Annotated in this window: 16 protein-coding genes; 9 read left to right on the top strand and 7 right to left on the bottom strand. The window is 55.8% G+C overall.

All coding sequences use genetic code 11. The annotated features are described in order from the left end of the window. Nucleotides 1–9: 9 nt before the first annotated feature. Nucleotides 10–1,794: a DUF885 family protein gene (locus Pla52nx_RS22310; RefSeq protein WP_146522743.1), complete on the bottom strand. Its 1,785-nt coding sequence runs from the start codon at nucleotides 1,792–1,794 to the stop codon at nucleotides 10–12. A gap of 36 nt (nucleotides 1,795–1,830) precedes the next feature. Here Pla52nx_RS22310 and Pla52nx_RS22305 point away from each other — a divergent pair, with 36 nt between their 5' ends. The 3 genes from Pla52nx_RS22305 (at nucleotide 1,831) to Pla52nx_RS22295 (ending at nucleotide 4,293) form a co-directional block, all read left to right on the top strand. Next, complete coding sequence (locus tag Pla52nx_RS22305) at nucleotides 1,831–2,562, top strand: hypothetical protein (RefSeq protein WP_146522742.1); 732 nt, start codon at nucleotides 1,831–1,833, stop codon at nucleotides 2,560–2,562. 71 nt (nucleotides 2,563–2,633) lie between these two features. Then, on the top strand, nucleotides 2,634–3,653 hold the full coding sequence (locus tag Pla52nx_RS22300; RefSeq protein ID WP_146522741.1) for a DUF3500 domain-containing protein: 1,020 nt from the start codon (nucleotides 2,634–2,636) through the stop codon (nucleotides 3,651–3,653). A gap of 346 nt (nucleotides 3,654–3,999) precedes the next feature. Further along, entirely contained in the window at nucleotides 4,000–4,293 is a 294-nt protein-coding gene (locus Pla52nx_RS22295; RefSeq protein ID WP_146522740.1) for a hypothetical protein, read from the top strand. Nucleotides 4,294–4,533: 240 nt separating this feature from the next. Here the strand turns inward: Pla52nx_RS22295 and Pla52nx_RS22290 are convergent, their stop codons facing one another. Together Pla52nx_RS22290 and Pla52nx_RS22285 are read right to left on the bottom strand one after the other, a co-directional pair. Next, complete coding sequence (locus Pla52nx_RS22290) at nucleotides 4,534–5,949, bottom strand: sigma-54-dependent transcriptional regulator (protein ID WP_146522739.1); 1,416 nt, start codon at nucleotides 5,947–5,949, stop codon at nucleotides 4,534–4,536. A gap of 448 nt (nucleotides 5,950–6,397) precedes the next feature. Further along, a complete protein-coding gene (locus tag Pla52nx_RS22285) occupies nucleotides 6,398–7,060 on the bottom strand; it encodes a hemerythrin domain-containing protein (RefSeq protein WP_197454992.1) in 663 nt (220 codons plus the stop codon). A gap of 136 nt (nucleotides 7,061–7,196) precedes the next feature. Here Pla52nx_RS22285 and Pla52nx_RS22280 point away from each other — a divergent pair, with 136 nt between their 5' ends. Next, nucleotides 7,197–8,816 (top strand): arylsulfatase, encoded by a 1,620-nt coding sequence (locus Pla52nx_RS22280; protein ID WP_231742532.1) that lies wholly within the window; start codon nucleotides 7,197–7,199, stop codon nucleotides 8,814–8,816. A gap of 194 nt (nucleotides 8,817–9,010) precedes the next feature. On the opposite strand, the gene Pla52nx_RS22275 is transcribed toward Pla52nx_RS22280, so the two are convergent. Then, nucleotides 9,011–10,345: a PQQ-like beta-propeller repeat protein gene (locus tag Pla52nx_RS22275; protein ID WP_231742530.1), complete on the bottom strand. Its 1,335-nt coding sequence runs from the start codon at nucleotides 10,343–10,345 to the stop codon at nucleotides 9,011–9,013. Between the two features lie 325 nt (nucleotides 10,346–10,670). Between Pla52nx_RS22275 and Pla52nx_RS22270 the strand changes: the two genes are divergently transcribed. Together Pla52nx_RS22270 and Pla52nx_RS22265 are read left to right on the top strand one after the other, a co-directional pair. Continuing rightward, on the top strand, nucleotides 10,671–11,807 hold the full coding sequence (locus Pla52nx_RS22270; protein ID WP_146522737.1) for an AAA family ATPase: 1,137 nt from the start codon (nucleotides 10,671–10,673) through the stop codon (nucleotides 11,805–11,807). Next, a complete protein-coding gene (locus Pla52nx_RS22265; protein ID WP_146522736.1) occupies nucleotides 11,804–12,427 on the top strand; it encodes a hypothetical protein in 624 nt (207 codons plus the stop codon). The genes Pla52nx_RS22270 and Pla52nx_RS22265 overlap by 4 nt, the downstream gene beginning before the upstream one ends. A 123-nt stretch (nucleotides 12,428–12,550) precedes the next feature. Here Pla52nx_RS22265 and Pla52nx_RS22260 read toward each other — a convergent pair whose 3' ends face one another. The 3 genes from Pla52nx_RS22260 to Pla52nx_RS22250 all read right to left on the bottom strand — a co-directional run bounded on the left by Pla52nx_RS22260 (nucleotide 12,551) and on the right by Pla52nx_RS22250 (nucleotide 16,133). After that, entirely contained in the window at nucleotides 12,551–13,735 is a 1,185-nt protein-coding gene (locus Pla52nx_RS22260) for an Lpg1974 family pore-forming outer membrane protein (RefSeq protein ID WP_231742519.1), read from the bottom strand. A gap of 246 nt (nucleotides 13,736–13,981) precedes the next feature. Beyond that, nucleotides 13,982–14,707 carry a zinc ribbon domain-containing protein gene (locus tag Pla52nx_RS22255; protein ID WP_146522735.1) on the bottom strand — a complete coding sequence of 242 codons (726 nt, stop codon included), beginning with the start codon at nucleotides 14,705–14,707 and terminating at the stop codon, nucleotides 13,982–13,984. 136 nt (nucleotides 14,708–14,843) lie between these two features. Then, nucleotides 14,844–16,133: a PQQ-binding-like beta-propeller repeat protein gene (locus tag Pla52nx_RS22250; RefSeq protein WP_146522734.1), complete on the bottom strand. Its 1,290-nt coding sequence runs from the start codon at nucleotides 16,131–16,133 to the stop codon at nucleotides 14,844–14,846. 277 nt (nucleotides 16,134–16,410) lie between these two features. Between Pla52nx_RS22250 and Pla52nx_RS22245 the strand changes: the two genes are divergently transcribed. From Pla52nx_RS22245 to Pla52nx_RS22235, 3 genes are all read left to right on the top strand, one after another. Next, nucleotides 16,411–16,836: a hypothetical protein gene (locus Pla52nx_RS22245; protein ID WP_146522733.1), complete on the top strand. Its 426-nt coding sequence runs from the start codon at nucleotides 16,411–16,413 to the stop codon at nucleotides 16,834–16,836. 290 nt (nucleotides 16,837–17,126) lie between these two features. Beyond that, on the top strand, nucleotides 17,127–18,707 hold the full coding sequence (gene cimA, locus Pla52nx_RS22240) for a citramalate synthase (RefSeq protein WP_146522732.1): 1,581 nt from the start codon (nucleotides 17,127–17,129) through the stop codon (nucleotides 18,705–18,707). Between the two features lie 12 nt (nucleotides 18,708–18,719). Then, nucleotides 18,720–21,803 carry a valine--tRNA ligase gene (locus Pla52nx_RS22235; protein ID WP_146522731.1) on the top strand — a complete coding sequence of 1,028 codons (3,084 nt, stop codon included), beginning with the start codon at nucleotides 18,720–18,722 and terminating at the stop codon, nucleotides 21,801–21,803. Nucleotides 21,804–21,897: the final 94 nt, after the last annotated feature.

Below are 21,897 nucleotides of genomic sequence, written 5' to 3'. Positions count from 1 at the left end.
CCTCCCGGCTCACTCTCCACGAAAACGCCATGTAGCGAATCCTTCTTGGGTGGGGGGATGGTCCAGCAGGATCGATCGCAGGGCCGTGATGGGAATGGAGCCCTGTCGCAAGATCGCATCGTGAAACTGTCGATTGGTCCATTGTCCGTCGACGACCAGTTGCCGGTGAAGCGACCGGATTTGCAACCCCCCCAGCATGTACGCCGCCTGATACAGCGGACTGTAGTCAGCCATCACGCTGCGTCGAATCTCCGCCGCCGCGTTCCTCCGTTCGTGTCCGACCCGCTGGACCAAAAAGTCGACGCATTGTTCGGGCGTCATTTCGCCCAAATGGTATTTCAGGGAAAAGATGATTCGGGCGCACCGGTGCTTGCGCCAGAACAGCATCCCGATTCGATCCTCCGGCGATCTGGCAAAGCCTTGATCCCAAAGCAACATCTCCCAATAGAGCGCCCATCCTTCGATCCAAAACGGCGTGTTGAACAAGCCACGATAGCCCCGATAACGGGCCGTCATGAACTGCTGCAAATAGTGCCCCGGAATCAATTCGTGATGCACCGTCGCGCGGGCAAAGTGCGGATTGTTGCCCCGCATGCTCATCAGTTTTTCTTCGTGTGTCATCGCATCGGTCGGGTAGCTGACGATGATCGTGTCGCCGCCCAAGAAATACGGATTCACTCTCTGTCGCTCCGGTGTCATCATGCTCATCCGCCAGCTCTCGCGGCACAGCGGCGGAACCGTCAGCAAATCACGCTGCTCCACAAACAATGCGGCTTCATCGGCCAACGACTTGATCAGCTCAGGCTGCTTGCCCGGCAAGACGTAACGGTTCTTCACCGCCGACTGGGCTTCACGCCAATCGTCGAATCCCATTTCCTTCGCCGCTGCCTGCATCTCGCGATCGCACCACGCAAATTCTTCTTCGGCGATCTGGATCAACTCGCTCGGCGTGTACGGGATCAACTCATGCTGCAACTCCAATTGCAAGGCGGCCTCGCCGATCGGTTGACCGATGATCGTGTCCTTGTCGTCCACTGCAATCCCCAAGATCTCTTCACGCAACATCTTTTCATGTCGTGAGAGCGCGTCGCGGAGTTGTTTGAAGGGCTCGGCCGCCCACCATGAATAATTCGGGTCGTATCCGGAGTAGAACGTATGAAACTCCTTCATCGCCCGTTGCAATTCTTCGATCTGCTTGGCTGCTCGCAACGCGTCAAATCGCAGGGCAACATCGATCGAATTCGAATCTTTGTCTCGCAACTCTTGCAAATCCTTGGGCAACTCGGACAGCGCGCGACGCACCGATTCAAAGATTTCTGCAACGGATTTTGCTTCGACCGTGTGGCTTGTTTCATCACGCTCCAGCAACTCGACCAGCGACTGCACGCCAGGAATCATTTTCATCGCCGCCGTGTCACGGCTCTGCTGGATGACCAAGTTGGCTTGTTCGTAACGGATCGACTCGGCGAGCAATGCATGGTCCACTTTGCCTTGCGTGGTCAACGAGTCGAAGTCGATTTTAGAGATCTGTTGCTGTTGCTTCTGCCAGAATTCCTTCAGTCGCTCGTCACGACGTGGAGACAGGGGAACTTGATAACGAAATCGAATCGTATCGAGGTCGGCACGGTATCGTTCAACCACATCACGTAGACCTGGGTCTTTCGTTTGATCATCGGCCGTGGAAAAGTCTGCTGAACAGAGCAACAGCACGATTGCCAACGTTATTCCAAATAGAACCGTCAGTCGGATATCGCGATACAATGCAGAACGATACTCGAAACGAAACAGCAGCATGATGTTTTTACTTGTGTTGGCAAACAGAGGAAACAGATGACGCTCAACCCCTACCAAGCTCCCGCGGAGCTGGAATCCGACGCGGTGAAAGTCGAGACAGGTCAAGAGGCCGAAGGTTCGATGAGCGATCGCGATCGCCAAGCTATCTTAAGTGGTATCAATCTGGTTCGCACGGGGCATTCCGTCGTAGTTGTGATGCTGTTCCTCACCCCCATCATCGCTACTTTGTCTGACTTGAATCCGCTGGATCCTAATGGGGGCCTTTTTTCTGGGATACCACTGGGTGTCGGTTTCGGTTTAATGGTATCGATTCTAGGCGTGGCACATTGGTGCACCATCACGCAACCTCAGCGTAGGTCGGCATGGCTGGCGTTGGTGCTCCAAACGTTTTCGATGGTCGCCGTTTACGGCTATTTGATGGCCGTCTTTAACGCGGGATTTGCTAATGGGTTCGTGCGTCTCTTTGGAGCGTCCGCATTCGCCGGGCTGTTGATCAGCCAAGCCGTGATCGCGTTGATCATGCGGTCCTTTGCCCTCAAATGCGGTGACGATGGAGCGAAAGCGAGCTGTGAATTGTCCGTCGTCGGATACGCGATCGCTGCATCGGTCGCTTCGCTGATCGCTTTGGGGATGCCCACCCCCGCGGGAACCAAGTTGGTCGCTTATTTTTTATCGGGACTTTTTGTGCTCGTCGGCGTTTCGACCAAAGTGCGAGCGGCGCATTCTCTGCTGGGAAAATTCAGACGCGAATCAAGTCCGGCGATCTGATAGAATGTGGCGTCGCGGAGACAACTCGCTGTCAGTCCGCCCCCTCCCCTTTCACCCCGCAGGTCATCGCAATGTTCAATGAGTTCCCTCTCGATCGCCGAGGTTTCCTGAAATCATCGGTTGCAACCACTGCCGGTATTGGCGCGGCACTGTCCGGCGCAGCGGCGCTGTCCGGCACTGCGGCGATGGCCGACGCTGCCACGGTCACCACCGAGTCGCTGGTCGGGCGTCTGTATCAGTCGCTCTCGGACAAACAGAAAGGAACTGTCTGTTTTGACTGGGATCACGTCGATCCGAAACGTGGTCTGCTGCGGACCTTTGTCGCCAACAATTGGAATATCACCAAACCGTCCATCGTCGACGACTTCTACAACGATGAGCAACGTGATTTGGTCAAGCAAGTCTTTGAATCGATCATTCACCCCGACTGGCACGAACGTTACTACAAACAATTGGAAGACGACGCGGGCGGATTCGGAAACGAACAATCGATCGCGATCTTTGGCCATCCAGGACAGAGCAAGTTCGAATTGGTCCTGACCGGTCGCCACATGACCCTGCGTTGTGACGGAAACTCCGCTGATCACGTCGCCTTCGGCGGCCCGATTTTCTACGGTCACGCCCCCGAGTTCAACGAGAACCCGAACCACACGGACAACGTGTTTTGGCATCAAGCCGTTGCGGCCAATGATCTGTACAAGATGCTCGATGGCCGTCAGCAAAAACAAGCTTTGCTGCCGACCACGCCGCGTGAACAAGCCGTTGGCTTCCGAGGTAAGAAGGAAATCCCAGGCCTACCCGTTTCCGACATGTCGGCCGACCAAAAGGAGCACATGCAAAAAGTCCTCGGGCTGCTGGTCGAAATGTACCGGACGGATGACCAAGCCGAAGCGATTAAGTGCATCGAAACGCAAGGCGGATTAGATGCCTGCTCGCTCGCATTCTACAGCGATCACGATCTCGGCAAGGATGGTGTATGGGACAACTGGCGTCTGGAAGGACCTTCGTTCGTTTGGCACTATCGAGGTGCCCCGCACGTTCACGTTTGGGTGAACTTGGCAGACGACGCAGACGTCAAAACCAACGCCTGATCGGGTTCGCTGATTCGCTCAAGAGACGAATCGGCAAGAGTGGGCCGTTGGCCGTCACGCATTTGGTAATCCTGACACCTCCCTCAAGAAACTTGGGGGAGGTCGTGCAGAGCCGTTTAGGCGAATGCGAGGGAGGGGACGTCTGCGTGGGAAAGCGTTCGGAAATGGCAAGACACATGGCGGGACACGCCATCGACTTGGAAAGTCGAGCGACAATTGTCGTTCGACTCTCCGAGTCGAAAACGACCACCATCATCCGCTCATACACAAACCAAACGCCCCGAGCCCTGTCATCAACCGTCGACTCAACACAAAGCCCGCGGGATCTCGCTGGAGTCTTCAAGAGTTGTTGATCGCCATTTCTCTTTCTGCCGCAATGCTGGCGGTCAACACGACAAAGCGAAGCCACGACGTGTACTTAAGAGGAAAGGACGGAGAGTATCATTTTTGGTTTACTATGGATGACGCCTATGGATGGCCTTTTCTAGCGGCCAATCGCACCGCCGGTGGTGACATTGTTTATCGCGTTGGAGGCATCGTTCCCAATGCGATCATGGCAGTGATTTTTGTTTTCGGTTTGGTCGCGATATTGCGATGGACCAAGTCTTTGATTTCGACAGGAGATCGTCCTCCAAGGTAGGCTCTGGATGTTTCAGGCGACCCGCTACACTTTTCGCAATACGTTTGGACGAAACGGTTTGCGCGGATTGGCACGAAAACAGTCTGCACACATCATCCGCCACGCGTTAGCGTCCGGTTGTCGTGTTTTGCCAGGTGAACCGGACGCTATCGCGTTCCAGCTGATGTATCAAACAGCAACGTTCTACGTTCAGTGTAAACCAATTCTCTACGCTCATTTGCGAAACTGAAGCGTATCATTTCACTCGACGGCTGACACGGATTCTTCTTTGCACTCGTTGCCGGCGAAGCGTTCCAGGAGTCGGTAGAGTTTGCGGCGGTGGATTCCCAGGACACGGGCGGCTTTTGCTTTGTTGCCGTTTTCCTTGTCCAAGACATACAGCACGTGCGTCTTGGCGACGTCGTCGAGTTTCAACGACGGTGGCAGCGGAGCCGCCTGGTGTGCAGATCCGTTTGCCGAAACATCTTGATCGTTGGATCGGTCTGACGGCACGTCGGTGCAATTGGCGATCTCCGATGGCAGGTCATCCAACGTCACGTCATTTCCGTCCGCCAGAATCGTTGCACGCTGAATCACGTTGATCAGTTGCCGAATGTTGCCCGGCCAACTGTATCGATTCATCGCGTCACGCGCCGCATCGTCGATGTGCCAAGGAACCGGCAGGTAGTGATCAATCAGTCGATCAATGTCTCCCTCGCGTTCACGCAACGGCGGCAGTTGCAACGACAGTACGTTGATGCGATAGAACAAATCTTCGCGAAAATTCCCCGCAGCGACTTCATCGCTCAAGTCACGATTGGTTGCTGCGATCAGCCGTACTTTCACTGTGCGTTCTTTGTGGGATCCGATCCGACGCATCGAGCCGTCTTCCAACACGCGTAGCAACTTCGGCTGCAACGACAGCGGCAGCTCGCCTACCTCATCGATGAACAACGTTCCGCCATCGGCGATTTCGAACAGGCCGGGCTTGTCAGAGGTTGCGCCCGTGAAAGCGCCTTTTTGGTGACCGAATAGTTCGCTTTCGACAAGCTGTTCGGGCAACGCGGCACAGTTGATCGTCACAAAAGGCTTGTCCGCCATCGCACTGTTCTGCTGGATCGCCCTGGCGACGACTTCCTTTCCGGTTCCACTTTCTCCCTGTATCAAGACCGGCTTGTCGGTGGGCGCGACTTTCTGGACGACTTTGATCACATGTTTCATCACCGGAGATTCGCCGACCATTTCCAAGGCAGGTTTGCTGCGTGAAATGATTTCCTTGAGCTGTTTGTTCTCCCGTCGCAGCTTTCCTCGGTCTCGGGCCAGCTCGCAGTGATGTTCCAGATCGCCGAGGGAGCAAGGTTTGGATAAGAAATCACACGCGCCGAGTTTCATCGCCGACACGGCCGTTTCGATGGTGCCTTGTCCGGTCAAGATGATCACTTCCATCTCGATCTTGTCCTGATGGACACGCTGCAGCAACTCCATCCCGGACATGCCCGGCATGTTCATGTCGAAAACCGCGACCTCAAAGCTCTCCTCCTCACACAACCCCAGCGCTTCGGCGCCGCTGGCCGCCGTGCTGACATCGTGTCCTTTCCGCCGCATCCAACGAGCACACGATTCACGGAAATCGTCTTCGTCCTCGACCAGCAGCATTTTGATGGGGTTCTCGGTCATGGATCGCAGGTGAACAGGATAGGGAATGAGGCTGTGAACGACGCTTCCAAGCGCCGCTACGCTCGACACTCAGTGTTGAACTTCGATGCAGGCGTGGTTGGCAAATCACGTGCCGCAGCGAGCGGGCTGTTGATTTAGTGAGCCGCGACGCGTAAGCGGCCGGGCCTACCGCACTGCCCGGTGCCTGACGGCTCACGGCTCACGGCTCACGGCTCACCCCGACATTCCCAATTTCGACTAAATCATCAGCCCGCTAGCCGCGGGCCTTCTGGTTTAGCCCCAACCCTTCGAGGTCCGTGGCTAGCGCCATCGGATCTCAAGAAATGTCGTCCCACATCGACGGGCAAAATAATTTCGATTTTCGGCACCTGTACTGAGACGTGAGTACAAAGCCATCGTTCAGCCCATGTGCATCTTCGCACATGTGCGCCGTGCGTGCACGCACCGGTCAATCGTTTTTGTCCGCGGGGGGCTCCATTTCGGTCCATCGAGAGCCTTTTTCGCGAAGTCCCATCAGTGCCGTCAGCAGCGCGGTTTGCTCGTCCTCGGGCAAATCCTTCAGTTCGTTGAGCAGTGCGCCGCACGCTGACGCGTGGTTGATCCCGGAGCGTAAGTGTTGTTTCCAGGCGGCGACCGATTCGGCTTTGGGGGCTGCATCATGAGGCAGTACTCGCAGCTCCGCGATGACCGACAGCACGCCAGCGTGTTCGGGGTCAAACGTGATGGTGCAATCATCTCCCCGGACGCGTTCGACTTCGGGGTACAAGTATCTCTCCTCAAACTCAATGTGCGGTCCGGCGACGGTATCCAAACGTGACGCTTCACGAGCAGCACTTGGGAAATCGCGGTTGCCCAGCAGATCCAGCAAGTGCTGATACCCGCGGGTCATCTGACGGTGATCGTCGACAAAGGCTTTCTGAAGTCGAGTCCAAGAGGTCTCTATTTCTTCCATGCAACACGACTCCAAATGGGGGTAAGATCTGAGAAAAATGATCCAGTGAACGCATTCGCTGGACTCATCAGCAGGGCTGTTGTAACAGATTACGATGGAGTAGCGTTGAAATCTGACGAACGAATTCAAATGTTCGCTAAACATCAGTCCTTTGTTCATGCCCATTTCCGTGCCCATGTCCCAGTCGATTTCCCAGTCGATGTTCCCATTTCATTCTGAGTCGATCTTCCATGCGTCGACGAAGTCGCATCAGCCCACGTTCAACACAAACTATTTGACCGGAAGGTTATTTTTTGTGTCGTTATTGTTGGTGTTCGTTCTGCTGCAAAATGGATTCGGGGCAGATGCTGCTGACGCGTCGTTGTCTGGAAAGCGGCCGAACATCATCATCGTGTTGGTGGATGACATGGGCTATTCCGATTTGGGGTGCTACGGCGGCGAAATCGAAACCCCCAACATCGACGCGTTGGCAGCCAACGGATTGCGTTTCACTCAGTTCTACAATCAAGGCCGCTGCTGCCCGACTCGCGCGAGCTTGATCACGGGATTGCAGCCACATCAAGTCGGGATCGGGCACATGACGGCACCCCCGGGCAAGCCGTTGGGATTTGAGGGGCCGTATCAAGGTTATTTGAATGATCGCTGCATGACGCTTGCCGAAGTGCTGAAATCGAGTGGCTACAAGACCTTGATGACGGGCAAGTGGCATTTGGGCACGGATGACAAAAACTGCTGGCCGCTGCAACGCGGGTTCGACCGATACTACGGTTGCATCAGTGGCGCGATCAATTATTTCCAACCGGGCGGTGACCGCGGTTTAACTGAGGGCAACGAGTCGATTGCCGTGCCCGACGGCTTTTATGCCACGGACACCTTCACCGAGAAAGCGATCGAGTCGATCGAGTCGGCAAAGACTCAAGACGATTCTCCATTCTTTTTGTATCTCGCCTACAACGCACCCCACTGGCCGCTCAACGCCAAATGGTCTGACTTTCAAAAGTACCGCGGCAAGTACAAGGGCGGTTGGGGGGAATTGATCAAGGCCCGCAACCAACGCCAACGCGAACTCGGATTGTTGGCGCCCGGGACTCAACCTGCCGAGCATCCAGGCCCGCAGTGGGAAAGTTTGACGGACAAGCAACGAGACCGACTGGATGCCGTCATGGCGGCCTACGCGGGATGCGTTGATTCGATCGATCAAAACATTGGCAAGCTGATCGCGTATCTGCAACAGTCCGATCAACTGGACAACACGGTGATTTTCTTTTTGTCGGACAACGGTGCGTGTCAGGAAGGCGGCGACTTTGGTAAAGGTGACGAAGCCATGGTGCGTAATCCGCCGTTGGAGACGACCGACGGAGTGCGAATCGGGCTGCACTGGGCGGGTGCCTGCAATACGCCGTATCGAAAGTACAAACACTTTGTTCACGAAGGTGGCGCGTGCACGCCGATGATCGCCCATTGGCCGGCTGGAATCCCCGAGTCCGAGCATGGCAAGCTGGTGCACCAGCACGCTTATCTGCAAGATTTCATGGCCACGGTCTTGGACCTTTCCGGTGGGACCTATCCAGACAAGATCGCTCAGTGCCAAGGGCGTTCAATGCTGCCGCTGTTGGCTGGCGGCGATCAACCGATTCATGACGAGCCGATGTTCTGGGAACACGAGGGCAACGCGGCGGTTCGGATCGGGCAATGGAAACTGGTCCGCGAGTACCAGAAGCCTTGGGAATTGTATGACCTGAGCCATGATCGTACGGAGCTCAACGATCTGTCGGCGACAGAGTCCCAACGCCGCGCCAAGATGATCGCGATGTGGGAAACTTGGGCGACCCAAACAGGTGTTCGTTTTCCGAAGCGATTCAACATGTACGAGCATCTCAATGCGATGCAGCGTCAGAATCGCTCGGAAAAGTAAGCCGATATCCATCGCGAATCAATCGTAGGTCATGCTGTGCATGACAAAAGTAGGTCATGCTGTGCATGACAAAATGCGGCGTGCCCGTCTTCACACTTAGCGTCCACTACGCCAGAAATTGATTGCCGTTTCTTACGCGTCGCGGCTTACTCATGCATTCCCAAGTTCGCCTAAGTTCACAGGCCTCTGTGCGATCATTCGTCAGCGTTTGTCTGTGCTTCGCCGATGCAGATCAGCTCTTCCTGTCGTGAGTCTCCGCTGCCTAAACCGACTCGGAAATAGAGACGCCCTGACGCGACCGCCGGGCTGGCGTAGCAATCGTCACGCAGGCGATTCTTGGCGATTTGCTCGTAACCGTCGCCCTTTGCAGCGAACACGTAACAGTTGCCCGAAAGGTCCGCGACGTAGATGTTTCCATTGCACAACAGAGGTGAGCTGCTGAAGTTGCCGCCCAAACGTTTCTTCCACATCTCCTGCCCGTCTTCGGCTCGCCAGCAGTAGGCAATCCCATCGTCACTGACCGCGAACACGTGTACTCCGTCGGTGACTAGGGAAGGCTCATAGACTTTGGTGCGGTTGGACCAAACCTTCTTGCCCTCGGAGATGCAAACGGTTTCTTTGTCGGGATAGCCACCGGATGCAAAGATCTTGTTGCCGCTGACGACCGCAGTCCCGCAGGTTGCTTCTGAGATGCACGGTGTTTGCCAAAGGACCTCGCCCGACTCCGGCGAGTAGCCCACCATTTGATCGCCGCCGGTGATGATCAGCTCATCGCGTCCACCGATGTTGGCGATCACCGGACTGGAGTAGGTATCCACATTGCCCCTTGCGATTCGCCAAGCGATCTCGCCGCTGATCCGATCGATGCCCACGAGGTACCCGCCGCCACCGTTATCGGCAGCGACGATCAGCAATGACTTGTACAAGACGGGTGAAGGCGCGTAGCCGAATTTAGAAACAAAGCGTCCGATTTCATTTTGCCAAACGATCTCGCCGACGGTGTCGACGGCGGTGACGTAGACCCGCTCGTTGTTGAACGTCGCCAGATAGAAATACTTGCCATCACCGGCGACCGTCGAGTTCGCGTAGGTTGCTTTGGGGTGAATATCGTTGGGATTGGGAAATCCTCCGCGATGAATGACCGTGTCAAATTTTGCTTGTCCGCTCTCTCGATCAAACGCCAACATACGAAACTGATCGTCCGACTTCACGGCGGTCGCGACAACGACCAGATCACCCACAACAATGGGGCTACCGTGACCACGTCCGGGAATCTTGGCCGTCCATTTGAAATCACTGGCTGGATCCCAAGTGACGGGAATCTCACCATCAGGGGCAACTCCATCGCCAGAGAACCCACGCCATTGATGCCAGCCGTCGGCCAAGTCCGTCAGGTCGGTCTCGACCACGGAAATCCCACTTTGTCCCGCCGCAATCTCAGTGACCGGATTCTTCTTTTTGCATCCGACAAGAGCGACCATGCAGAGAGAGAATGAAAGGATGAACGTCAGGAGATGTTGATGCGACACCGATCAGTCTCAGTCGAATGGTTCAAAGAACGGTGACCATTCCCCGTCAGAGCGGGTGTCGGTCCTCAGATTGTCAATACAAAGCGAACTCATTCTCAACATTCTATTTCATCAACTGTGTGGAAGCCATGGTGCTAGCGCACCTGCGTTGCGCAGGATTCTGTATGATCGCTGGCCCACTTTTCCTCCTGATTCGGCGGTGAATGATGGCAGAGACAGCAATCGAGTGGAAGATTGTTCGCTATCTCGATGCGGACCGTTCCTCGGTGTACACTATTCGCAATCATGAAACGTAGCGATTTGATGTCTGCAACGAGTTCTAACGATGCTCAAAACAATCCGGGTGACCAATTTCAAAGCGATCGCGAGTGCTGAACTCGAGTTGAGCCCGTTGCATCTGTTGATAGGTCCGAACGATTCTGGCAAGACAAGTTTTCTAGAAGCAATTGCGGCGATTTCACGAAGCCTAGATCATGCTCTCGGTATGACATTTCTTGGCCGCTGGAATGGCCAGCAGTTGGTGCATTCAGGCAGTGGTGGCAGCAAGGTTAGCATTGAGGCGGACATCGACGGTTCCATTGCTGGAACTTATCGACTTGAGGCGGAATTCCCGACTGCCGACCGAACGGTCACACTCAAGTCGGCCGACTTTGACGGGAAGTCAATTGCTTATGGCAATGTTTCAACGTTGACAGGTCACCCGAGCCGACCTGCCATGTTAGATCAGCAGCACTTTGCGATCGCGGACTCCCTTAAACAGAACCTCTGTCCCTGTTGGTATCTTCGGTGGTCAGCGAGGAATCTTTCCTTACCCGCGACGCTATCCCCCGAACGGCATCTTCGCATTGCAGGAAACGGGTTTGGTCTCCCTACGATGCTGGATGATTTGCTCGGTGAAAGCCGAGAGAATTTCGGGCGACTTGAAAAGACCTTTTGTTCTCAGTTCCCTGGTGTTGTTGGTATTGAGTTGAAGCAAGAAAAGGCGTTTGATAGTCCAGTCGACGATCCTGAACAAACGCTGTCACTGAAGCCTGGCAATGGCAAACAGCTCTATTTTCGACTCGAGAACGGAGCTTCCATCCCCGCGCCGCAAGCCGCTGAGGGCATGCTGTATACGCTCGCATACTTGGCAATCTCCTATCTGCCCGACCCTCCAAAGATTTTGCTCGTCGAAGAGCCAGAGAATGGAATCCATCCTGGCCGCGTACGCGAGATCGTTCGGTTGCTCCGAAAGATGACGGAACAATCTCCTGCAATTCAAATCATCATGACCAGTCATTCGCCGTATCTCGTTGATGAAATGAAGCCCAACGAGGTGACATGGTGCCGTCGTGTCAATGGTTCGATCACGACTCAGCGGTTGGATACAAATGAAACCGTTCGCCAGCAACAGGATCTTTTTGAATTAGGGGAAATTTGGTCGAACTATCTGGATCCGTCGTCTGAGCTTACGATTCCATGACAGGCAGCGGAGACAGTGCATCCACCCGTCGTCGCGTTTGGGTGATCTGCGAGGGCAAACATGAACATGGCGGCGCGCTGGAGAGCCTGATTAGACGGATCATGACAAATCCCGATGATTGCGAGTTTGAATTTGAGTCCTGGAAAAGTCCGCGCGGGAAGTCTCGGAAGTTTCGCTCGACGAGTCGAGGCGACGGCGTGCTCAAGAAGTTCGTGTCTATTTTGTACGATGCACAGAGCCTTGGGTTTGACCGTGTCATCGCAGGTGTTGATTGCGACCGCGCCCATGGGCGAATTAGGTCGATTGATCAGGCGCAAAGAAATGATGAGTTTTTGATCCCCCGAGCGTTTGGCATCGCCATCGAAACGTTCGATGCTTGGTTTCTGGCGGATGAAAAGGCGCTATCGCGAGTTTTTAGTTTAGCGATTGAAACTCAGCCAGCACCAGAGTCTAATCGCGACGCGAAAGCGTCAATGGCAGCCATTCGAGATGCAAGCGGCGTGGATATTGGCCTAGCGGATGCCTACGCCCGACTCTCTGAAATCATTGACTTAGACATGGTGGCCCGCCGCTGCAATAAAGGATTTGCGGTGTGGAGAGATCGAGTTGCCAAGTTGTAAACTCGCTGTCGCCCGGTTGTAACGCAAGAAGTGCAATGACTTATCCAAACGCTAGGAGGGGTTGGTACGTTGCACTTCGTCATGGTACAGAAGGCTGTAGAGTTTTAGTCATCGGTTTAGCGTCTAAAATTGCAATCCCAGGGCGAGTGAGATGGCGTCTAGGCCGATGGTGCTGTGTGAATCGACGGGGCCGCCGGCGTCGAACCAGGCTTGCACCTCGTAGCCGCTGCGGACAAACCACTGCGAGTGATTGACAAAGGGTTGGGTCCATTGCAGTCCGATCGCCATGTCCAGCGATGTCAGGACTTCGCGTTGCGTTGCCCGGTCCTCCAGCTCCGTTGTGAACGCTCCCTTCATTTCATAGATCCGTTGACTGGTTTCACTCATCAGCAGCGAACCACGAAGCCCTCCATAGATCTCCAGTCTCGATGACGCTACACGACGCGTCAGTTGCAATGAAAGTGTCGGGCCGGCGCCGCTGAGTTCCAGGCTGTTGGAAACGGCTTCTTGCAGTGCACCCGCGCCATCACGTACTTGGCCGCTCAATCGCTGGTCAATGCTCGCCAGTCGCACCCCGCCGCCCACGACACCACGTAGCGTGTGCCAACGGAACCGCTGGGTGGCTTCTAAATCCAGGGCGTGCAAGGTCAGTTCATGCTGTGACGTGAGTGTTTGCCCCACGACGGCTTGCGCGTTGCGTGACAGGTTGCCGCCTGCACCGTAGACAAAGACATAAACAGGTGTCGCCCCCGCAACGGCTGTCACCGATTCCGCAGCGGGTTGGTGATCAAAGCCGAAGTACGTCGCGCGGAATCCGCCGCCCTGACAGGATTCCCAGCCCAGCCAAGTTCGCGGAGACAAACGGTAGCCGTAGTCAAACGGGACCAACGTATTGCCGACCGGCGGATCAATGATCAACGCAACGTTCTGGTCAAAACTGGCGCGCATCCAGAGAAACTCGAACCCGCCGTAGAGCCCACCCAGGTCCGCCGCGAACGGCCGATACGCGGGGGCGACGACCGGCGCGGAGTCGGGACAGCCGGCAGGTGAGTAGATCGGTGCGTGGGCAGGCGAGTAGGTCGATGTGGGCTGGGCACAGTTGCCCGCGCTCTGCGAAATCACAGCAGGTCCCGTCTGCAAATTTTGCATGAACAGATTCCAGCCCGGTGAATGGCCACAGACAACGTCTCCGTAGGATGAGCACTGCGAGCAGTACGCCTCGTCAGCCGTTGCCGTTACCATTGCCGACCGCTGAGCCAGAAAACAACAAGCAATCACCGCCCATCGAAACACCATGCGTCCGTTCATCAAAGCCTTCCCTGGCAAAACGATACCTTCAGATACAGGATTGCAATCGACGAGAAACACGCATCAAGATTGATGCAATGAAATGTTTCATTGGAGTCAACGCAACCGTCAAACCTGAACACAAGAGCTGTGCGGTGAAGCGCACTGTGAGCCACCGGCGGGCAGTTCCGCACGGTGAACCAAGCGGGAATACGAGCCGCCCTGGCAAATTTGCTTTTCCGTATGCCAGCAATGGATGGCCGATGTTTACTTGGCCAAATAGAGCATGGCGTTGCAGTTGGGGCAGCGAATGAGGAACTGCAGTCGTACCGATTCGATCAACTGAGTGGTCAGTGTTTGGTAGCACCCACCACACGATTCGTCTTCCAGGTCGATCGGCGCGAGAGCTTCTTCGCCACGTTGGTCGACCAAGCGATCGTAGTCTGGGCGTGCCGAGGCGGGAATTTCTTTCTCGGCTTTGGCGAGCCGCTCGCGGACCAGGACCAGTTCTTCTTCTTTGACGAGCATCCGCTGACTGACTTCAACAACACGTTTTTCTTGTGCCGCGATCTGCTGCTTGAGTTCTTGTTCGGCAGCGGTCACTGCGGCTGTCAATTCGTCGATCTTTTCGAGCGCTTCGAGGATCTCGTCGCTGAGCACCAGGTTGGCTTGTTCGTCTGCAGCGATCTGCTCCTTGAAGGTATCGAACTCGCGATTGCTCTTTGCCGCGTTCAGTTTGACTTGCAGCGACTTGATTCCATCCTCGCGAGATTTGAGTTGCAGTGTTTTTTCGTCGCAGCTCATCTTCGCTTGCTTCAGCTTTTGCTTTGCCGATTCAAGCTCTTGCGATGCTTTTGCCACCAACGCTTCACCGGCTTTGATCTGCCGCGGCCCGCGGTCCAGTTGTCCCTGCAATTCCGCTTGCTGTTTATGCACGTGGTGCAGTTGTCGCAGGAGTTCCAGGCTGACAGGAATTCTGTGATCGATAGCCATGTTGGTCCGGCAGGATTGGATGAGTCGGGAAAGGAAGCGACGACTGGGGGCTTGAGTCGCGACCGGTTATTCCAGCATACAGCATAACGTCCTGAGAACGTTTGCAGTAGGCGGCGATGAGGTAGGGCGTCCAGGTCTATTGACCGAGGCGGTAAAGGTATTCTTGCCGTCGACCGTCTTCGGCGTGGGCGACTCGTGCAAAAATCTGGCCGCCACAGATCGCCGGCGTTGCAAAAACGCTTTCCCCCAGCTTGTTTTCACCGACTTGCTCGAATCGCTCTGGGTTCGCTTTGAAAATGAACGTGGTGCCCTCTTCATTGGTCGCAAAAATCTGATCGCCGACCAGAACCAGAGAGCTGGTGAAGGTGCCGCCGAGGCGTTGTTTCCATACTTCGTCACCCGTTTTGCAGTCGATGCAAGCCGCGATTCCTGCGTCCAGGACTGCGAACAAGTAGCCGTCTTTGCAAACCATGGATGGAACGTAGACGCGCGTGTTTGTTTCCCAGGTGATATTGCCGCTGCCGTCGGCAACCATCGCGGCGATGTGATTCTTAGGATAACCGCCGCTTGTAAAAACGTGTGTGCCGTCGGTCACGGTGGAGGCGACGCACTCGGTCGTTGACCCCTCGTGCTCCCAAAGCAATTCCCCGGTCGCAGGGTTGAGACTGGTGACCAAGTCACAGCCGAGAAAAACCAGTTGCTCACGTCCACTGGCGGTCAAAATGATGGGCGACGCATAGTTCGGCTTGGCGGGGCGGTCACGACGCCAGCGGACTTTACCTGTTGCACGTTCCAGGCCAACGATTGCTCCTCCGGATTTGTTGTCGGCCGAAACGATCACGAGGTCTTGATAGACGGCGGGCGACGTTCCGAAACCTTGGTGAATCTCGTAATCCGTGATTTCACGTTGCCAAAGGATTTCGCCGGTGAGCGACAACGCCGTCGTGTGTACTTTGCCCGCATTGTAGAAATTTGCGAACAGACGTTCCCCGTCGGTGGCGATGGTCGACGAAGCGTACGTTGCTTTCTCGTTCGGTTTTCGATTCCCTGAGCTTTGCCCTCCAGTGTGACAGACGGTCTCCCAATTCTGTTGGCCTGTTTGCCGGTCAAAACTGATGACGGTTTGAGTGTCACGGTCCGAATCGGCGGTCTGCAGGAACACTTGATCGCCCAACACGGCGGGCGATCCGTGACCTCTCCCCGGCACCTTGGCTTTCCAGGCAACGTTTTGGGTTTTCGACCACGTCGTCGGCGGAGACTGTTCGGAGGCGGCGATTCCGTCGTGATGGCCGCCTCGCCAGGAGGTCCAGTCGCCGGAGCCGACGGCAGGCTTTTTCGTCGGCGAATCGGCGTGTGCATCCGCCAGTGGAGCAAAGCACAGGGAGATGCAAGCAACGACGGCGGATGTGAGCAGTGTTCGGGCCATGACGGGCGGGGCCATATGGTAGGGGGGGAGCGGAAAACGAGGAAAACAGGTGTCGGTATCGCAACCTCAATTGGCTCACTATACTCCGAGATCGGTTGTCGAATCAGCTTGTCATCGGTCTGAACAGCATGTCATCAGCATGTCATCGGGCTGATGCGGCGCAGCCGACCATGCAAAAGGGGGCTGACCTTTTGTGAACCACAACGAAACAACACAGATTGAACGATTGTCGAGGGTCAGCCACCTCTCTGCAGTCGACTGCAAGGCATTCAGGCGGATGGCACGAGTCGGAATTCTTTTTGGTGTGCTGCTGTGTGCGTTGACCGCCGTGGCGTTGATGACGTCGATGGCCAAGTCGCCTGCTCAATTCGTTCCGATGATGCTGGGCATTCCCATCCAATTCTGCGGAGTCGTCGGATTGAATCCGCACCGACGGCGATCTGCCGTTTCGGTTGCCGCAGGGATCGCGGTTCTGGGCGTCTTGCTCGGGGCGGGCACGATCATGCAATGGATTCCCGAGATCCGAGACCATCAGAGCGACGAACAGCAACTGCTGGTCACGTCGGTCATGTTGCTGATGTGCTTGGTTTTTGCTGTGTTTTCGGCCCGCTGGATTTCCCGTTTGCCGAGCCGACTGAGCGAAAAAACGCTGCCGCTGCCGACGGAAGAGCCCCGGAGAGCGAACCCCGGCGACGCCGCTTGAGTCCATTGGGGGCGGCTACGAGCGAGCGGGGGGAAACCGCGATTGACAGCCCCACCGCATTGCTTATCCTTATCCGCTTCAAACGACCCCACCTCCGAACAAGACGTTTTCGTGCCCGTTTCCGTTCTCATTATTGGCCGCGTCACCGGCATTGTTAGCCGACGATGACGCGGGGGAATCCCAGCCAGCGTCCGCAATCTGCGGTCGCCCAGGTGTGGGCATGACAAACCACTCACAACCCCCGTGGCTTTTCAACAGCCGGCGGGGGTTTTTTCGTAATTGAACACCACATGAACGCTCAGCATATCCAAATCTACGACACGACCTTGCGAGACGGTTCGCAGGGCGAAGGCGTCAGCTTTTCGTTGGCGGACAAGCTCAATATCGCCGAGCGGCTCGCCGAAATCGGTGTGGATTTTATCGAAGGCGGTTACCCGTTGTCCAACGAAAAGGATGTCGCGTTCTTTCGAGAAATCCGGCAACGTGACCTCGGCGGAACACAGGTTTCCGCATTCGGGATGACGCGAAGGCGTGACTTCAAGGCGGCCGATGACCCTGGGATGCTTTCTCTGGTCAATGCCAAGACGCCGTTTGTGACCCTGGTCGGCAAGACTTGGGATTATCACGTCACCGAAGTCCTGCGGGTTTCGCTCGATGAGAATCTGGCGATGATCGGTGAAAGCGCCGAGTTCCTCGCCCAAAACGCGAACGTGATTTACGACGCGGAACATTTCTTTGACGGCTACACGGCCAACCCCGAGTACGCCATCCAAACCTTGCGTGCCGCAGCCGCTGCCGGAGCACAATGCATGGCATTGTGTGACACCAACGGTGGCACGTTGCCGGAGCGGATCGCGGAAGTCACCCGGGCGGCGATCGATGGTTTACAAGAATACCCCCAAGTGACCTTTGGCATCCATTGCCACAACGACAGTGAACTGGCGGTCGCCAACTCGCTGGCCAGTGTGGACGCCGGTGCGACCCAAGTCCAAGGAACAATCAACGGCATCGGTGAGCGTTGCGGCAACGTGGACTTGATCGCCGTGATCGCGAACTTGGCGCTCAAGAAAACCGGCTACTCGGTCTTGGGTGGACGATCGCTGCAACCGCTGACGGAGCTGAGCCGGTTTGTCTACGAGACGGCGAACTTGCAGTGGCGTGGCGGTCAACCTTTCGTCGGCCAAAGTGCGTTTGCGCACAAAGGCGGCATGCACGTCCACGCGATCAACAAAGCCTCACAGACCTACGAACACATCGATCCCGCGTTGGTCGGTAACGAACGACGTATCCTGGTCAGTGAGCTATCCGGTCGAGCCAACATCGTCGCCGTTGCGAACAAGCACGGTATCGATGACGATCCGGAACTGCAGAAAAAGATCTTGGCCGAAGTCGTTCGCTTGGAGAATCGCGGTTACCAGTTCGAGAATGCCGGTGCGTCCTTCAATCTGCTGATCAAACGGATCGCGGGCACCTTCGTCGAACACTTTCATCCGATCAAATACCGCATCGAAGCGGGGAATGTGACGTCGGATTCCGAAGCCGCGTTTGCCGAAGCGATCATCAAGATCCGCGTCGGCGACGATTTTTACTTCGACGCTGCGGAAGGACACGGCCCCGTCAACGCGTTGGACTCGGCCCTGCGTAAAACGCTCGATCCAATGTTTCCTTGCTTGAAAGAAATGAAATTGGTCGACTACAAAGTCCGTGTGGTCGATACCGGTGCTGGCACCGCCTCCGGAACCCGCGTCAACATCGAAAGCCGAGACGGCGACGAAACGTGGGGCACGATCGGCGTCAGCGACAACATCATCGAAGCCAGTTGGCACGCCTTGATCGATGCCATTGAGTACAAGTTGCACAAATCGAACTGAATTCCAAAACGTATGACCATTCCCAATCGATTCGATCACGCCACCGCGGCTCCCAGCATCACTGAGGCCTGGGAAAAGGCCGGTTGCGCAAACGCCGAAGTCAACCCGGAACGCAAACCGTTCACGATCGTGATCCCGCCGCCCAATGTTACCGGTGCATTGCACCTGGGACATGGCTTGAACAACACGCTGCAAGACATCGTGATCCGCACCAAACGCATGCAGGGCTACGAAGCCTTGTGGATGCCGGGGACGGACCACGCGGGGATCGCGACGCAAGCCGTGGTGGAACGGCGACTTTTTGAAGACCAGAAAAAGACGCGTCATGATCTGGGACGCGAAGCATTGATCCAACGCATTTGGGCTTGGAAGGATCAGTACGAAGCACGCATCTTGGGGCAGCTCAAACGAATGGGGTGCAGTTGCGATTGGCGACGCACGAGATTCACGCTCGATGATCGTTGTACCGCTGCGGTTCGTGCGACCTTCTTTGACTTGTTCCAAAAGCAATTGATCTATCGCGGCAAACGCTTGGTCAACTGGGACACCTTCCTGCAAACCGCCGTCAGCAATGACGAAGTGGAGAACGTGACCCAAAAAGGACACTTCTATCATTTCCTCTACCCGGTGATCGATCCCAAGCCGGGTGAGCCCAAGCACGTCGAGATCGCGACCACGCGACCCGAAACGATGCTCGGTGACACCGCCGTCGCCGTGCATCCAGATCCCGCCGCCGCGCTGGATCGTGTCCGCGCGGAGTTGATCGCCAAACGAGACGCCGCGGGCGAAAAGGGACGCGCCGAGATCGACGCGCAAATCAAAGCGTTGGATCAACGTCGCACCGAAATGCTCGATGCGCTGATCCAACTACGTGACATGGCCGCCGATGGTCGCATGCTGATGTTGCCCCTACGCGATCGCCCCATTCCCCTGGTTGCCGACGAATGGGCCAAGCCCGAGCTGGGCAGCGGTTGCGTGAAGATCACACCGGCACACGATCCGAATGACTACGAAGTCGGATTGCGTCAGGAGTTGCCGATGCTGAATATCTTGAACCCCGACGGAACGATCAACGCCGAGGGTGGCAAGTACGAGGGGTTGTCGATCCGCGAGGCGCGAAAGCAGGTTGTGGCGGATTTGGATGAACTGGGGCTGCTGGGTGACGTGGAAGATCGCGACATCGAATTGCCGCTCTCCGATCGCAGCAAGACTCCGATCGAACCGTATTTGGCGGACCAATGGTTCGTCGCAATGGACGAACTGGCGCAGTCAGCGATGGATGCGGTGTCGGATGACCGCGTTCGTATCTTCCCGACACGGTATCGCAAAGGGTACCTGGATTGGTTGGGTGAAAAGCGAGATTGGCCTGTCAGTCGTCAGTTGTGGTGGGGACACCGGATTCCGATTTGGTCGACCAACTGTGGCACGAGTGATGACGCCGACGCGTTGATCGCCAAAGTCTCGGAGATCGCGGACACCAAGCAGCTTTCCTGTGCCAGCCAGCCGAATGACGACGGATCGTTTGCCGTTTTCGCTTGCCTGCGAGACGAAAACGAATCACTGGAATCTGCGGTCGAGGCGTTGGGATTGGTCCGCGACGATGATGTCTTGGACACGTGGTTCTCGTCCGCCTTGTGGCCGCACAGCACGTTGGGCTGGCCCGAGAAAACCGCCGAACTGGAATACTTTTATCCGACCAACACTCTGATCACTTCGCGTGACATCATCACGTTGTGGGTGGCTCGAATGGTTTTGATGGGATTGAACAACGTCGGTGAAATTCCGTTCGACGAAGTGTTCATCCACCCGACCATCTTGGATGGCAACGGAGAACGGATGAGCAAGAGCAAGGGCAACGGTGTGGATCCGATCGACGTGATCGACAAGTTTGGTCCCGACGCGATGCGATTCGGCTTGGCACGTCTGGCGACGGAAACGCAGGACGTTCGAATGCCCGTTCAATACGAATGCCCGCATTGCGAAAAACTGATCGATCAAACGAAAGCCAACCGTACGGCAAAGACGGTGGACTGTCCCTATTGCAAGAAAACCTTCTCCACGCAGTGGGCCGAATCGGAAGCCGAGCTTGCGCATCCGAAGGCTCCGGTGGTGAGCGAACGATTCGAGACCTCGCGCAACTTCGTCAACAAACTTTGGAACGCCGCCCGATTCTCGCTGATGAATCTGGAAGGCTACACGCCGCAGAAATTGATCGCTGGTGAATTGCCCTTGGAGGACCGTTGGTTGCTCAGTCGATTGTCGACGGTGACCCGTCAAGTGACCGAGGGCATCGAGCAGTACAAGTTTGCCGAGGTCAGCCGAATTCTGTACGACTTTGCCTGGGACGAATTCTGCAGTTTCTATGTCGAGATCGCCAAGCCACGTTTGGCGGATGAAACACTGCGTGGACCAACCCAAGTGATGTTGGCACATGGTTTGGACATGTTGCTGAAACTGTTGCACCCGATCATGCCATTTGTGACCGAGTCGATTTGGGGATTCCTCAACGAAGCCGCTCCCGAGCGTGGGCTAGATCCGAGCAAGCCGAGCGAGTTTCTGATGAAAGGCGAGTGGCCCGAGTCGATTGCCGAGCATCATGACGAGACGATCGAACGACAGTTCGCGGAGTTTCAGGAAATCGTGTCAGCGATTCGAGGCATTCGCGCCAGCCAAAACATTCCGCCACGTGAGCAAGTGCCCGTAGCGATCCGCTGCAGCGAGTCATCACAAGCGTTGCTGCAGCCGATGCAGTCGTATTTCGGTTCGCTCACCGGAGCAGATGTGGTTGCGTTGGGGCCGGATGCCAAGCCGTTCCCGACCGACGCTCCGTTGTCATTGCCGTCGATCGATGTCGATGTCCACGTGGACTTGGAAAAGTTCATTGATGTGGAAGCAGAGCTCGGGCGACTGGAGAAACTACATGCCCAGTTGATCAAACAGATCACGGGCAAAGAAGGCAAGTTGTCCAACGAGAACTTCGTCGCTCGTGCACCGCAAGATGTGGTCGAAAAAGAACGCGAGTCACTGAGCGATTTGGTACGTCAACGCGAGTCCGTCGAAGGCGACATCGAGAAACTGAAGCGGACGGCAAAGTAAGGGAACGTGGATTTGTTGTTGTCCCTTGGGGGCGTAGGCTGGACTGTTCAAAATATGGTGTTGACATTGTTTTTTCAGTCCATGTTTTTGTCCC

The organism is Stieleria varia, from assembly GCF_038443385.1.
GTDB classification, from domain to species: Bacteria; Planctomycetota; Planctomycetia; order Pirellulales; family Pirellulaceae; genus Stieleria; species Stieleria varia.
The sequence above is the reverse complement of the archived record's forward strand: the minus strand, read 5'-3'. Positions and strand labels throughout refer to the sequence as shown.

Bases quoted from the DNA above. Each gene is read 5' to 3' on its own strand.
- Pla52nx_RS22310 (WP_146522743.1), bottom strand. From the start codon at position 1,794: ATGCTGCTGTTTCGTTTCGAGTATCGTTCTGCATTGTATCGCGATATC.
- Pla52nx_RS22305 (WP_146522742.1), top strand. From the start codon at position 1,831: ATGACGCTCAACCCCTACCAAGCTCCCGCGGAGCTGGAATCCGACGCG.
- Pla52nx_RS22300 (WP_146522741.1), top strand. From the start codon at position 2,634: ATGTTCAATGAGTTCCCTCTCGATCGCCGAGGTTTCCTGAAATCATCG.
- Pla52nx_RS22290 (WP_146522739.1), bottom strand. From the start codon at position 5,949: ATGACCGAGAACCCCATCAAAATGCTGCTGGTCGAGGACGAAGACGAT.
- Pla52nx_RS22285 (WP_197454992.1), bottom strand. From the start codon at position 7,060: ATGAACAAAGGACTGATGTTTAGCGAACATTTGAATTCGTTCGTCAGA.
- Pla52nx_RS22270 (WP_146522737.1), top strand. From the start codon at position 10,671: ATGCTCAAAACAATCCGGGTGACCAATTTCAAAGCGATCGCGAGTGCT.
- Pla52nx_RS22265 (WP_146522736.1), top strand. From the start codon at position 11,804: ATGACAGGCAGCGGAGACAGTGCATCCACCCGTCGTCGCGTTTGGGTG.
- Pla52nx_RS22260 (WP_231742519.1), bottom strand. From the start codon at position 13,735: ATGAACGGACGCATGGTGTTTCGATGGGCGGTGATTGCTTGTTGTTTT.
- Pla52nx_RS22255 (WP_146522735.1), bottom strand. From the start codon at position 14,707: ATGGCTATCGATCACAGAATTCCTGTCAGCCTGGAACTCCTGCGACAA.
- Pla52nx_RS22250 (WP_146522734.1), bottom strand. From the start codon at position 16,133: ATGGCCCGAACACTGCTCACATCCGCCGTCGTTGCTTGCATCTCCCTG.
- Pla52nx_RS22245 (WP_146522733.1), top strand. From the start codon at position 16,411: ATGGCACGAGTCGGAATTCTTTTTGGTGTGCTGCTGTGTGCGTTGACC.
- cimA (WP_146522732.1), top strand. From the start codon at position 17,127: ATGAACGCTCAGCATATCCAAATCTACGACACGACCTTGCGAGACGGT.
- Pla52nx_RS22235 (WP_146522731.1), top strand. From the start codon at position 18,720: ATGACCATTCCCAATCGATTCGATCACGCCACCGCGGCTCCCAGCATC.